The organism is Acidobacteriota bacterium (assembly GCA_029861955.1).
Classification (GTDB): Bacteria; Acidobacteriota; Polarisedimenticolia; order Polarisedimenticolales; family Polarisedimenticolaceae; genus JAOTYK01.
Genome location: JAOTYK010000018.1, coordinates 22,676 through 35,633 on the forward strand (window position 1 = coordinate 22,676; position 12,958 = coordinate 35,633).

Consider the following 12,958-nt stretch of genomic DNA (forward strand, 5'->3'; position numbering starts at 1 on the left):
GGGGCACAAGTGGCGGAGGGAGTGGGATTCGAACCCACGAACCTTGCGGTTTCCGGTTTTCAAGACCGGTGGTTTAAACCACTCACCCATCCCTCCGCGCCGGCTCACTTTAGCACCTGTCCGAGGGACCGCCGTTTCCACAACATGTAGATCGCGGGCTGAATCACCAGCGACAGAACGGCGACGCTGACCAGGCCGCCGACCATCGGTGCCGCTATCCGCTGCATGACCTGGGAGCCCGATTCGAACGGGCTACCGAGCATGACGGGAACCAGGGCGAGAATCGTCGTCAGCACCGTCATCAACTTGGGTCGCAGTCTGAGCAGCGCGCCCTCGACGATCGCGTCGTACAGGTCGGTGACGGTGTTCATCCGTCCGTCCGAGACGCGCCGGTCGTAGGCATGATCCAGGTAGACCAACATCAGGATGCCGGTCTCCACCGCGAGGCCCGCGAGCGCGATGAAGCCGACGGCGACGGCAACACTCAATCGGTAGTCCAGCGCGTAGAGTAGCCAGACGCCTCCCACAAGCGAGAAGGGGATCGTCAGCAGTACGATCGAGACCGGCGCCCAGCGTCTGAAGTGAAGATAGAGAAGTCCGACAATGAGCAGAAGCGTGGCGGGGATCACGATCGAAAGACGTTGGTTGGCCCGTTGCAGCTGCTCGTAGCGACCGCTCCAGCGCAACGAGTAGCCGGTCGGTAGGTCGATCGTCTCGTCGACTCGCTTGCGGGCTCGTTCCACGTACGTGCCGAGATCGATGACGCCGTCGTCAATGCTGATCTGCACCCAGGCGTTGGGGCGAGCGCCTTCGCTCTTGATCATCGGGGGGCCATCCGCGACGTAGATTCGTGCCAGTTGTTCCAGGGGGATCTGCTCTCCCCGTGGCGTGGCGATCAGGACCCTACCGAGTTTCGTCGGGTCGTCGCGGAGTTCCGATTGGTAACGCAGGTTAATCGGATACCGCTCGACGCCCTCGATCGTCTCTCCGATTTTTCGCCCACCGATGCCGGTCGCGATCACGTCCTGTACGTCACCGATCGCCAGTCCGTAACGTGCGATCGCGTCACGATCGAGTTCGATGTCGAGGTAATGTCCACCGACCGTGCGGTCCGCATAGACCGAGCGGGTTCCTTCCAGGTCTTGCAGGGCCGATTCGACCTGAAGGGCCAGCGATTCTAGGACCGCCAGGTCGGGGCCGGCGATCTTGACACCGACCGGTGCGCGCATACCGGTGGTCAGCATATCGAGGCGAACCTTGATCGGTCCCTCCATCGTTGCACCGGTGAGGCCGGGGAAGCGGGCCGACTCCTGCACCGCTCGGTCGAGGTCCTGAGGAGTCCGGCTCGGACGGCTCTCGGGCCACAGCTTTCCGAGGCCACGACGGACGATCGCCGGTAACGGCCAGCGGCTGTAGAAGCGCGAGACCTCCTCGCGCGGCCATTCGTCGGGTGGTTTCAGGCGCAGCGTCGTCTCGATCATGGAAAGGGGCGCGGGATCGGTGGCCGTCTCGGCCCGCCCGATCTTGCCGAACACGCTCTCGACTTCCGGATACTCCGCGAGCGCGCGATCGGTCTGCTGCAACAGCTCTCGTGCCTTGCCGATCGAGATTCCGGGATTGGTCGTCGGCATCCACAGGAAATCACCCTCATACAGCGGTGGGATGAACTCGCTCCCGAGTCTGGAGTAGGGCACCCATGAGATCGCGGTCGTGAGAAACGCGACCGCGAGGACCAGCACCGGAAAGCGAAGGGCGAATTCAAGGAATGGGCGATAGATCGCCGCGAAGATCCGGCTGATCGGGTTGGTTCGTTCGCTGCGGAACTTTCCACGCAGGACGAGCGCCATGAGCGCGGGGATCAACGTGATCGCAAGTAATGCCGCCGCCGCCATCGAAAATGTCTTGGTCGCGGCGAGAGGTCTGAATAGACGACCCTCTGCGGCCTGCAGGGAAAAGACCGGCAGGAAGGAGACGGTGATGATGATCAGACTGCCGAACAACGCCGGGCCTACCTCCTGGGCCGCCGAGATGATCAGCGTGGCGTGGTCGTAGGGTTCGCCGGCCTCGTGCGCCTGTTCAATCCGCTTGTGGGCGTTCTCGACCATCACGACGCTTGCGTCGACCATGACCCCCATCGCGATGGCGATGCCGCCGAGAGACATGACGTTGGCGCCGAGTCCCAGCAGGTGCATGATCGCGAACGATGCGAGGACGCCCGCCGGAAGGGCGACGACCGCCACCAGCGAACTTCGGAAACTCAGCAGGAACACGCCGCACGCGAGGATGACGATGATCAGCTCTTCGGTCAGTGTCTTGCGCAGGAGATCGATTGCGCGGCGGATGAGCGTCGAGCGGTCGTAGACGGTGACGATCTCGACATCCTCGGGAAGACCCGGTCTTAGCTCCTCGAGTCGTTGCTTGACCCCGGCGATGGTATCCATGACGTCGGCACCGGCTCGCATGACGACGATGCCACCGACGACTTCTCCGTCACCGTTCAGGTCCACGACACCGCGACGGAGTTCCGGGCCGATCTGCACCTCCGCAACATCACCGATCGTGATCGGCGTGTCGTCGCTCGATCGTCCGATCGCGAGTCCGCGGATGTCCTCCAGACTCTCGATCGCGCCGAGACCGCGGACCATGAACTCGGTCTCCGCCATCTCCAGGAGTCGTCCACCGACATCGCGGTTGCCGCTACGGATGGCCTGTTCGATCTGTTTCAGGGTTATGTCGTAGCCGCGAAGCCTTATCGGATCGACCGTCACCTGGTACTGCTTGACGAAACCACCGACGCTGGCGACCTCGGCGACGCCGTCGACTGCCAGGAGTTCGTAGCGCAGCAACCAGTCCTGGAGAGATCGCAACTCATGGAGTGGGACGGTCGAGGACCGCAACACATACTGGAAGACCCAACCCACTCCGGTGGCGTCGGGACCCAACTCGACACGGGCTTCGGGGGGGAGTTGCTCGCGCTGACCGGCGAGCGTCTCGAGGACCCGGCTCCGAGCCCAGTAGATGTCCGTTCCCTCCTCGAAGAGGACATAGACGAACGACAGACCGAAGTAGGAAAACCCACGCACGTCCGTGGATTGGGGTACCGACAACATGGCGCTGGAGAGCGGGTGGGTGACCTGGTCTTCGACGACCTGCGGCGATTGACCCGGGTAGTGGCTTAGAAGGATCACCTGCGTATCCGAGAGGTCGGGAATCGCATCGATGGAGAGTTGACCGGCCGACCAGATGCCGGCGACCGCCAGGGCGAAGACCGTCATCAGCACCAACCCACGATGACGAACCGAGATCGCGATCAATCGGTGGATCATGGTTTTGCCGTCTCTCGTCGACGAAAACGATCCAGGGCCTCACGGAGGCTCGTCTCGGAGTCCAGCATGAACTGCGCGTGGGTCACGACTCGTTCGCCGTCCTCGATTCCGCGGACGATTTGCGTCCGGCCATTCTCGCCGCGAACGCCGATCTGGACGTCTCGCGGTTCGAAGTGGCCGTCGCCAAGATCGACGAAGACGACATCGCGCTGGCCGCTCCGGAGGATCGCGGTGTCGGTGATGGTCACGGCGTCGCGGATCGAGGGACCCTCGATGGTGACCTCCGCGTACATCCCGGCTCGTAGAGAGCCGTCGGGGTTGTCGACCTCGACACAGGTCTTCAGTGTCCGTGTCTCGGCGCTCAGTTCCGGGTAGAGGAACAGGACGGTTCCACGGGCCGTCCGTCCCGGTCGATGGGAGAAGGCCACCGACGCGGACTGGCCTTCCTCGATCCAGCCGAGGTCAGCCTCGTGGATATCGGCGTGGACCCAGATCGACGTGAGGTCCGCGATCCGGTACAGGTTGTGTCCCGCGTTGACGAAGATGCCTTCCAGGGCCTGGTCCATCACCTCCGTGATGACCCCGCCGACGGGGGAGCGGACCGTCATCAGGCGCTGGACCTCCCCGCGGTCTCGCAACTGCCGGATCTGTTCTTCCGAGACATCCCAGTAGCGAAGCCGGTCGCCGCTCGAGCGCAGGAGGCTGGCAGCCTGTCGTCGCACGTCCGCGTTACGACCGGTTTGTAGAGACCGCTGGTATTCCAGTGCGCGGAGGTACTCCTCCTGTGTCGAGACGAGTTCGGGGCTGTAGATATCGAACAGCGGTTCGCCCATTTCGACGGTCTGCCCCACGTACGAGACATGAACGTTCTCGATCCAACCGGAGAACTTGGTGTTGATCCAGCTGATGCGGTCCGCGTTAAAATCGAGGACGCCGAGTGTCCTGAGGTTTCGGCCGACGGTCTCACGTCGTGCCGGTTCGCTTGTGACGCCGACGCGTTGGGCTTGAGCGGAGTCGATGAAGATCGCTCGATCAGACTCGGTTCCTTGTGAGTCTTGTACGCTCGTGACCGGCACCAGATCCATCCCGCAGATCGGGCACGACCCCGGGCCTTCCTGGACAACCTGCGGATGCATCGGGCAGATATGCATGGGTAGTGTCGCCGTCGCCGATCCCCCGGGCGGTCCGTCGCCGCGGTAGTTGGGCAGGAAACCGAGTTGGAGCGGGTTCCCGAAGATGAACCCTGCGAGGACGACGCCAAGCAGGAAGAACATGGCGATGGCGAATCGTCGAAATATCGGTCCCATCGGGGGCAGCTTTCCGCGTCTGGTCATCGTTGGTCCTCCGCGATCGACCGCCCCATGGCTGGGAGATCGCCGGTGGCCTCCTGCAGATCGACCACGGCCAGCCAGTAGTCCGTCAGCAGTGTGAGGCGTTGACGCCGGATGTTGAACAGGACCCGCTGGGCATCCAGCAGGTCGATCGACCCGAGTCGGTTCGATCGGTAGGCGGCCTCCGACGCGGACAGCGCTTGCCGGGCCTGCGGCAGCAGGACCTCGTCATAGAACGTCATCCGTTCCGCATAGGTCTCGATCCGAGTCGAGGCATCGCGTACCGCAGACAGAAGTCGGTTCCTTAGACGCGCAAGCTTATGAGATCGAGTCGCGCGTCGGGCCTCGACGCCGGCGACCGCAGACCGGGTCTTGCTGCGATCGAGTGGGATGCGTACGCCCACATTGAGCGAGACGCCGTCGTCGCCGTTATCTGCCGGGGGAGTCAAGCGCCCGATGCGGTCACGTCGATCGCCGACGACGACGTAGTCGACACCCACCGTGTAATCGGGGCGACCGGACAGGCGGGTGCGATCCGTCTCCAGGTCGTGGGCCCTCAAGTCCAACTGGAGCGCTCGCACGGCGGGGTGCAGGTTGTCGGCCATCTCGAGTAGAGGCGCGAGGCTCGGGGGCCGTCCCGGCTTGCGTGTCGGAAGGGCAGCGTCGTCGAGTGTGAGGGGGGAGCCGTCGAGAAGGGCCGCGATCTCTGATGCAAACGACCGGGATTCCATGGCGAGACGCGATCGCTCATCCGCCAGTCGGTTGATATCGGTCTGAAGTTTGATCACCGCGACCTGGGTGCCCTCGCCGGTGGCATAGCGCGTGAGGGCAACCTCCTCGAATCGACTGAGGAGTTCCATCTCCTGTTTCAAGAGTGTGGACCGTTCCGTGCGACCGGCCGCCTGCAGGTAGTACCGCTGAAGTTGGCTGACCTCGGCGACCGCTACGCTTCTCGATTCCCACGTCTCTACCGAGGCGCGCAGCTCGTGACGCTGACTCTCGACACGACGCTTGCCCCGCCCCGGGATGGGCTGTCGCCAGCCGAATGCGTGACGAGTCGGACCGACACGGGTCTCGGTGGGTGCCGCGAACCAGCGATAGCTCAACAGCGGGTCGGGGTAGGCGAGGGCCACCTCTTGTTGGCTCCGGATCGCCTGGACCCGGTCGTCGCGTCCGATCCAGTCGGGGTTGCGATCGAAGTAGGCACGGACGAGACGGTCCAGTTCCGGTTCGCGCACCTGGAGCGTGCGCGTCGATCCGGCACTGCGGACATCCGAGACCACGAGCATGAGCAAGACAAAAGAGACAGTTTCCAACGATCTCCGGATAGAGAGAGACATAGACCACTCCGCATGCCGATTCGCAGAATCTCCGGTGACCTCGCGCACGAGGACCACCGGGTCGTCGACGTATCAGGCTGCGGGCGGTCCGCGGGCGGGGAGGGTGTCGGCGTGATCGCCGCCGGGGGGTGGGTCACTCGAACGAGCGTCAAGCAGGTCGTGCTCGTCCAACGAGACGGCGACCGTGTCGTCGTTCAGGGAGATGACGAAGTCGAAGTCGTGTGCGTGACGCTGGCCGAATAGAGCCACGTCGGCATGGTCGTCGGCGAGGGCCGGCTCGCAATCGCAGGCCGCCGGCACGAGACGATGGGTCGACGTCGTCCCACTCTTGGGACAACAGGAATGATCGGCTGCCATGTTGTCGGCAGGCTTGGGCGCCTCGTCGCCACAGCAACAGGGGCCGGCGAGCGCAGGCAGCACGATGGCCAGCATCGCGGCCAGAACCAGGAGTCGGCGACCGAGGCCGACCGATGGGACGAAATAACGCATCTATCTGAAAATAGACGTCCGTTCACCGGATTGTCAATTCTAACGGGGCTAGCGAGGCCCGATCTTCTCCATTCCATGCATATAAGGCTGCAGGGCGGGAGGAATCGTCACCGAGCCGTCTTTGTTCTGGTAGTTCTCCAGGATCGCCACGAGGGTGCGCCCGACGGCCAGACCGGACCCGTTGAGGGTGTGGAGCAGCCGGGCCTTGGCACCCGCTTCCGGTCGATAACGGATTCGAGCGCGACGAGCCTGGAAGTCCCCGCAGTTGGAACAGGACGAGATCTCGCGGAAGACTCCCTGGGACGGGAGCCAGACCTCGAGGTCGTAGGTCTTCGACGCACCGAATCCGAGATCTCCGGTGCAGAGTTCCATGACTCGATAGTGGAGCCCCAACCGACGGAGGATCTCTTCCGCGTTGGCGGTGAGAATCTCCAGCTGTTCGTAGCTCTCCTCAGGACGACTGAAGTGAACGAGCTCAACCTTGTTGAACTGATGCTGTCGGATGAGTCCACGCACGTCCTTGCCGTACGAGCCCGCCTCACTCCGAAAGCACGGAGTGTAGGCGCAATACGTGAGCGGCAAACGATCGTCGTCGAGGATCTCCTCACGATGAAGATTGGTCAGTGGAACCTCGGCGGTCGGAATCAGGTAGAACTCTCCGTCGTCGATCTTGAACAGATCCTTTTCGAATTTCGGAAGTTGCCCGGTACCGTAGAGCGCCCCGGGTTGGACCAGCAGCGGAGGGATAACCTCCGTGTAGCCACGCTCGCGGGTCTGGAAGTCCAGCATGAACTGGATCAACGCTCGCTCGAGTTGAGCCCCTTCGGCCAGATAGACCACGAATCGAGCACCGCTCATTCGGGCGGCCGCCTCGAAATCGAGGATTCCCAGGTCGACACCGACATCCCAGTGGGGTCGGGGTTCGAAGTCCAGTTCCGGGGCCTCTCCGTGGGTCCGCACGACGACGTTGTCGTTCTCGCTCTTCCCGATCGGAACGCTCTCGTGGGCGAGGTTGGGGAGCGTCGCGAGCAGTGCGGTGAGTTGGGTCTCCGATGCCTCGAGTTGGGTCTGCAGCGTTGCGACCTCGTCGCCGACGCGACGCACCTCTTCCTTCAACTCGGTCGCATCGCCACCGGACTTCAGGATGCCGCCGATCTCCTTCGAACGGGCATTTCGCTTGTGCTTGAGTTCGTCGATCCGCGTCTGGCCTTCCCGGCGTTTCCGATCGAGCTCGAGGATGACCTCCAGCCCCCCTTCGTGGCCAAGATCGGCGAGACGACGTGCGAAATCCTCAGGGTCTTCTCGGAGTCGTTGTATGTCCAGCATCGGTGCTCCCCATTCCGTCCGTACGGGTGCGCATTGTAGCAATCGTGCGTGATACGATGCGCGCTTCCATGGACAAGTTTCGCATCACGGGCGGGAACTCCCTCAGCGGCGCGGTGGCCATCGCGGGCGCCAAGAACGCCGCGTTGCCGGCGCTGGCGGCATGCCTGCTGACCGACCAGCCGGTGGTCTTACGGAACCTGCCTCTGGTCCGAGATGTCCGAACCATGATCCGAGTCCTCGAGACCCTCGGCGCATCGGTCGACGAGCTTGCTGCGGCCGAGCGGCGGGTCACGCTGTCGAAGGTCGCGTCGTTCGAGGCCCCGTACGATCTGGTCAAGACGATGCGGGCCTCGGTTCTGGTCCTGGGGCCCCTTCTGGCGCGGTATGGCCGGGCGCGGGTCTCGCTCCCCGGCGGATGCGCCATCGGCGAGCGCCCGATCAATTTCCACATCGAGGGTCTCTCGCGAATGGGTGCGGAGGTCGATCTCCAACACGGCTACGTCGAGGCACGGGTCGATCGCCTACACGGGACCGAGTATTCGTTTCCCGAGAAGAGCGTCACGGGCACCGAGAACCTGATGATGGCGGCGACCCTCGCAGAGGGGTCCACGATTCTCCGCAACTGTGCTCAGGAGCCGGAGATCATCGATCTGGCCGACATGCTCCGTGGGATGGGTGCCTCGATCCGTGGCGACGGGACGGATGAGATCGTGATCGAGGGGCGGAAGGCGCTCGGCGAGGTCGACCATCGTGTGATGGGGGATCGGATCGAGGCGGGCACCTATCTGGTAGCCGGCGCGCTGATGGGCGAGAACGTCCAGCTCCGTGGTGCCGACATCGAAAGCCTCGCGCCGGTCCTGGAGCAGCTGAGATCATGCGGCGTCACCATTGACGTATCGGAGGACGGGGAGACGCTTAACGTCTCGCGTCCGTCCCGCCTCGAGGCCCACGATCTCCGAACGTCCCCCCATCCGGGGTTTCCGACCGACATGCAGGCCCAGTACATGGCGCTGATGACTCAGGCCCACGGGACCTCGTTGATCACCGAGACGATCTTCGAACGACGATTCATGCATGTCGGGGAACTCCTCCGAATGGGCGCCGACATTCGTATCGAGGGACACAGTTGCGTCGTGGTCGGTCCCGCGGCGTTGACCGCAGCCCAGGTCATGGCAACGGACCTGCGCGCTTCGGCAAGCCTGGTTCTGGCTGCGCTGACCGCGGACGGTGTGACGCTCGTCCATCGGATCTATCATCTTGATCGCGGTTACGAGGAGATGGATCGCAAGCTGACGGCATTGGGGGCGGACGTAGAGCGAATCCGCTGATCGGAGGATGGTATGAGCGAGGTCGGCGATTGTCTGTTCTGCCGGATCGTGGCCGGCGAGATCCCCGCATCGATCGTCTACGAGGATGACCAGATTCTCGCGTTCCGCGACATCGCACCTCAGGCACCGACCCATCTGCTCGTCATCCCACGGAAGCATATCCCGCGCCTCGACGACACGACCGAGGACGATGGCGCCCTCCTGGGACGGGTGATGTTGGCGTGTGCCGAGATCGCACGGCGCGAGGGCGTCTCCGAGGCCTACCGCGTGGTCAATAACTGTGGCGCCGACGCCGGTCAATCGGTGTTTCATCTGCACTTCCACCTCCTGGCCGGACGAGATCTCGGCTGGCCCCCGGGCTGAGCGATCGAGCGCCGAACGCGCTAGAATCCTCGGACCGAACCTGAATTTCCAACAGACAGAAGCGCTAATTCGCGGAGGTCTTCGATGCAACAACCCGTCATCGTCGGTGCGGTTCGAACACCCATCGGTAAATTTCTAGGGACGCTCTCCGGTTTCCAGGCCACGGACCTGGGTGCCCGGGTGGTCGCCGAGGTGATCCGTCGCTCGGGTCTCGACGTCGAGCAGATCGACGAGGTGATCATGGGTAACGTCGTGGGCGCGGGCCTCGGGCAGAACCCGGCGCGCCAGGCGGCCCTCGGTGCCGATCTTCCCGACTCGATCGCCGCCGTCACGATCAACAAGGTTTGCGGTAGCAGTCTCAAGTCCGCGATGCTTGCCGCCCAGGCGATCAAGTGTGGCGACGCCGACATCATCGTGGCCGGCGGCATGGAGTCGATGTCCAACGCGCCGTACCTGCTCAAGGGCGGTCGGACCGGTCTCCGCATGGGGCACGGCAAGATGCTCGACTCGATGATCCACGACGGACTCTGGGACGTCTACAACGACTACCACATGGGGAACACCGGCGAGGTCGTGGCGGAGCGCTGGGAAGTCGGTAGAGAGCAACAGGATGCCTGGGCGCTCCAGAGCCACCAGCGTGCGCTTGCGGCCATCGATGACGGGAAGTTCAAGGCGGAGATCCTGCCGGTGGAAGTGCCACGTCGGAAACAGGATCCGATCCTGTTCGATACCGACGAGTCCCCACGACGGGACACCTCGCTCGAGTCGTTGGGTCGTCTCCGAGCCGCCTTCAAGAAGGGCGGCACCGTGACGGCCGGAAACGCGCCCGGCGTCAACGACGGCGCCAGTGCCGTCGCCATCACCTCAGCCGCCAAAGCGAAGGAGCTGGGGCTGAACGCCCGCGCGAGGATCGTGAGCTATGCCACGAGCGGCCTGGCACCGGAACTCGTGATGATGGCGCCGGAGAAGGCGGTCCGGATGGTCTGGGAGAAGACCGGCTGGACCGACGCCGACGTCGATCTCTACGAATTCAACGAGGCGTTCTCGGTTCAGCAGATCGCTCTCGGGAAAGAGCTCGGGATCAGTGCCGAGAAACACAACGTTCTTGGTGGGGCCGTCGCGCTGGGTCATCCGATCGGTGCTTCCGGTGCGCGAGTCTTGACCACACTGCTGCACGCGCTCGAGGATCGTAATCAGAAGCGCGGCATTGCGGCACTCTGTCTTGGTGGTGGCAACGCCGTCGCCATGGGTATCGAACGGGACTAGGGGTATGACGATGAAGATCGACACGATTGGCGTTGTGGGTGCCGGCCAGATGGGGAATGGCATTGCGCATGTGGCGGCGCAGGCCGGCTTGATGGTCATCATGCAGGACATCGAAACGGAGTTCGTCGATCGGGGCCTCGGCACGATCGATAAGAACCTGCAGCGAGGTGTGGACAAGGGCCGCATGACGGAACAGGAGAAGAGCGACGTGCTCTCTCGTGTCGAGGGTACGACCGACCTCGACGGGTTCTCTGCCTGTGACTTTGTCGTCGAGGCGATCGTCGAGGACCTCTCGGTCAAGGAGGCGTTGTTTGCGCGTCTCGACCGCATCGTTCCCGCAGGCGTGATTCTGGCTACCAACACCTCTTCGATTTCCATCACGAAGATCGCCGCCGCGACGGAACGACCGGAGTCGGTCATCGGCATGCACTTCATGAATCCTGTCCCCGTGATGAAGCTCGTCGAGGTGATCCGGGGTCTCGGCACCAGCGACGAGACGACACAGACGGTCCTGGGGCTCTCCGAGCGACTGGGCAAGACGGCCGTCGAGTGTCGCGACTTCCCCGGGTTCGTAAGCAATCGCGTGCTGATGCCGATGATCAACGAGGCGATCTATTGCCTCTACGAAGGGGTTGCCGAGCCGGCGGCCATCGACACGATCATGAAGCTGGGCATGAACCATCCGATGGGACCGCTGAGCCTGGCGGACTTCATCGGGCTCGATACCTGTCTCTCGATCCTCGAGGTGCTGCATGGCGGGCTCGGCGATCCGAAGTACCGACCATGCCCACTGCTTCGCAAGCACGTCGAGGCGGGTTGGCTGGGTCGTAAGACCGGGCGAGGCTTCTACGACTACCGAAAGTAGGGCCGTGGACCCGGTCGAGATCGCGCTCGCGGTGCCGATCCGTGATGGCCTCGTGCTCGTAACCCAGCGGGGTGCCGACCAGCGCCTTGCGGGACTCTGGGAGTTCCCCGGCGGCAAGATCGAGGACGGCGAGATCCCTTCGGAGGCGGCCGGCCGGGAGCTGCGTGAAGAGACGGGTCTTCAGGCGTCGACGCTGGATCCGCTCACGATCGTCGTTCACGACGATCCCGACACGCCGCTACGATTTCATGTCTTCCTGGCGCGGGATCCCGTCGGCGAAGTTTGTACCGACGGGGGGCGTCCGTGGGATTGGGTCGATCCGGCGGGCCTCGCTGATTTGAAGATGCCCGAGGCGAACCGGCAGATCCTCCGAGCGCTGCGCTGGCGGTCGTGAGCGAGCCGATCACACGGTACGTCGTCGGTCGTCGTGAAGACGGCAAGCGACTGGACCACTACCTCCACCAACGCATTCCCGGCCTGTCTCGCGCGCGCATCCAGCTCATGATCCGCGAGCGTGTCACCCTCTCGTGGCAGGAGCGGGTGAGGGTGGCCACGCCGGTGCGGGCGGAGGGTGTCATCGAGATCGGCTGGGTTCCCCTGAACGAGGAGCCGCTGGACATCACGATCCCGGTCCTCACCCGCGGCGACGGCTGGCTGGCCGTGGACAAGCCGGCGGGGATCCCGGTCCATCCCGTCAATCGTGTTCGCGAGAACACGCTGATCCGCATGCTCCGTCGTCAGGAACAGCAGCCGGACCTGAGGCTGGCCCATCGGCTCGATCGCGAGACCAGCGGGGCGCTGCTGGTCGCGGAGGATGCCGCCACTGCCCGACAGCTATCCCGTGCGTTCGCGAAGGGACAGATGCGGAAGGAATACCTTGCGTGGCTGCAAGGGGAGTTGGCCGACGACGAGGGTGTCGTCGATCAACCCATCGGAAACGACGAGGCCTCGCCAATCTACGTCAAACTGAAGACCGGCTGCGGGAAGCCGGCGCGGACCCGCTTCAGGGTCGAGCGTCGTGAGGTCGGACGCACGCTGGTCCGGATGTTCCCCGCCACGGGCCGACGGCACCAGTTGCGGCTCCACGCCCTGGCCCTCGGTCACCCGATCCTCGGGGACATCCTCTATGGCCGTGACGAGCAGGACTACCTTGCGATGGTGGCCGGCGACGATCCGCGACCCGGTCGAAACGAGCCGCTCCGGCAGCTGCTGCACTGTGCCCGGATGGCCCTGGCTGCCGACGATGGCCCCACGCTGGATGTCCACGCACCTCTGCCGTCGGACATGCGGTAGAGCCGCAGCGCCTCGCTGGGTCCACCGCCCC

General features: G+C 63.9%; 11 protein-coding genes and 1 tRNA gene. 6 read left to right on the top strand and 6 right to left on the bottom strand.

Annotation, left to right across the window (positions count from 1 at the left end):
- Positions 1-10 precede the first annotated feature (10 nt).
- The 6 genes from OES25_10495 to serS all read right to left on the bottom strand — a co-directional run bounded on the left by OES25_10495 (position 11) and on the right by serS (position 7,812).
- Positions 11-96 (bottom strand) — tRNA-Ser (locus tag OES25_10495).
- Between the two features lie 8 nt (positions 97-104).
- Complete coding sequence (locus OES25_10500; GenBank protein ID MDH3628068.1) at positions 105-3,326, bottom strand: efflux RND transporter permease subunit; 3,222 nt, start codon at positions 3,324-3,326, stop codon at positions 105-107.
- Positions 3,323-4,660, bottom strand: coding sequence for an efflux RND transporter periplasmic adaptor subunit (locus tag OES25_10505; GenBank protein MDH3628069.1), 1,338 nt, complete (start codon positions 4,658-4,660; stop codon positions 3,323-3,325). Before OES25_10505 ends, OES25_10500 begins: the two co-directional genes overlap by 4 nt.
- Positions 4,657-5,973, bottom strand: coding sequence for a TolC family protein (locus tag OES25_10510; GenBank protein MDH3628070.1), 1,317 nt, complete (start codon positions 5,971-5,973; stop codon positions 4,657-4,659). Before OES25_10510 ends, OES25_10505 begins: the two co-directional genes overlap by 4 nt.
- Before the next feature lie 96 nt (positions 5,974-6,069).
- On the bottom strand, positions 6,070-6,486 hold the full coding sequence (locus OES25_10515; GenBank protein ID MDH3628071.1) for a hypothetical protein: 417 nt from the start codon (positions 6,484-6,486) through the stop codon (positions 6,070-6,072).
- A 48-nt stretch (positions 6,487-6,534) separates the two neighbouring features.
- A complete protein-coding gene (gene serS, locus OES25_10520; GenBank protein MDH3628072.1) occupies positions 6,535-7,812 on the bottom strand; it encodes a serine--tRNA ligase in 1,278 nt (425 codons plus the stop codon).
- 68 nt (positions 7,813-7,880) lie between these two features.
- Here serS and murA point away from each other — a divergent pair, with 68 nt between their 5' ends.
- The 6 genes from murA to OES25_10550 all read left to right on the top strand — a co-directional run bounded on the left by murA (position 7,881) and on the right by OES25_10550 (position 12,927).
- The gene (murA, locus tag OES25_10525) at positions 7,881-9,140 is read left to right on the top strand and encodes a UDP-N-acetylglucosamine 1-carboxyvinyltransferase (GenBank protein ID MDH3628073.1); all 1,260 of its coding nucleotides are present in this window, start codon (positions 7,881-7,883) and stop codon (positions 9,138-9,140) included.
- Between the two features lie 12 nt (positions 9,141-9,152).
- Positions 9,153-9,503: a histidine triad nucleotide-binding protein gene (locus OES25_10530; protein MDH3628074.1), complete on the top strand. Its 351-nt coding sequence runs from the start codon at positions 9,153-9,155 to the stop codon at positions 9,501-9,503.
- Positions 9,504-9,587: 84 nt separating this feature from the next.
- A complete protein-coding gene (locus OES25_10535) occupies positions 9,588-10,769 on the top strand; it encodes an acetyl-CoA C-acetyltransferase (protein ID MDH3628075.1) in 1,182 nt (393 codons plus the stop codon).
- 10 nt (positions 10,770-10,779) lie between these two features.
- Positions 10,780-11,634, top strand: coding sequence for a 3-hydroxybutyryl-CoA dehydrogenase (locus OES25_10540; GenBank protein MDH3628076.1), 855 nt, complete (start codon positions 10,780-10,782; stop codon positions 11,632-11,634).
- Complete coding sequence (locus tag OES25_10545; GenBank protein ID MDH3628077.1) at positions 11,522-12,028, top strand: (deoxy)nucleoside triphosphate pyrophosphohydrolase; 507 nt, start codon at positions 11,522-11,524, stop codon at positions 12,026-12,028. Before OES25_10540 ends, OES25_10545 begins: the two co-directional genes overlap by 113 nt.
- A complete protein-coding gene (locus OES25_10550) occupies positions 12,025-12,927 on the top strand; it encodes an RluA family pseudouridine synthase (protein MDH3628078.1) in 903 nt (300 codons plus the stop codon). The genes OES25_10545 and OES25_10550 overlap by 4 nt, the downstream gene beginning before the upstream one ends.
- The last annotated feature ends 31 nt before the right edge of the window (positions 12,928-12,958 follow it).

Coding starts and splice junctions, on each gene's coding strand:
- OES25_10515 (MDH3628071.1), bottom strand. CDS start 6,486: ATGCGTTATTTCGTCCCATCGGTCGGCCTCGGTCGCCGACTCCTGGTT.
- OES25_10505 (MDH3628069.1), bottom strand. CDS start 4,660: ATGACCAGACGCGGAAAGCTGCCCCCGATGGGACCGATATTTCGACGA.
- OES25_10535 (MDH3628075.1), top strand. CDS start 9,588: ATGCAACAACCCGTCATCGTCGGTGCGGTTCGAACACCCATCGGTAAA.
- murA (MDH3628073.1), top strand. CDS start 7,881: ATGGACAAGTTTCGCATCACGGGCGGGAACTCCCTCAGCGGCGCGGTG.
- OES25_10545 (MDH3628077.1), top strand. CDS start 11,522: ATGGCGGGCTCGGCGATCCGAAGTACCGACCATGCCCACTGCTTCGCA.
- OES25_10500 (MDH3628068.1), bottom strand. CDS start 3,326: ATGATCCACCGATTGATCGCGATCTCGGTTCGTCATCGTGGGTTGGTG.
- OES25_10540 (MDH3628076.1), top strand. CDS start 10,780: ATGAAGATCGACACGATTGGCGTTGTGGGTGCCGGCCAGATGGGGAAT.
- serS (MDH3628072.1), bottom strand. CDS start 7,812: ATGCTGGACATACAACGACTCCGAGAAGACCCTGAGGATTTCGCACGT.
- OES25_10530 (MDH3628074.1), top strand. CDS start 9,153: ATGAGCGAGGTCGGCGATTGTCTGTTCTGCCGGATCGTGGCCGGCGAG.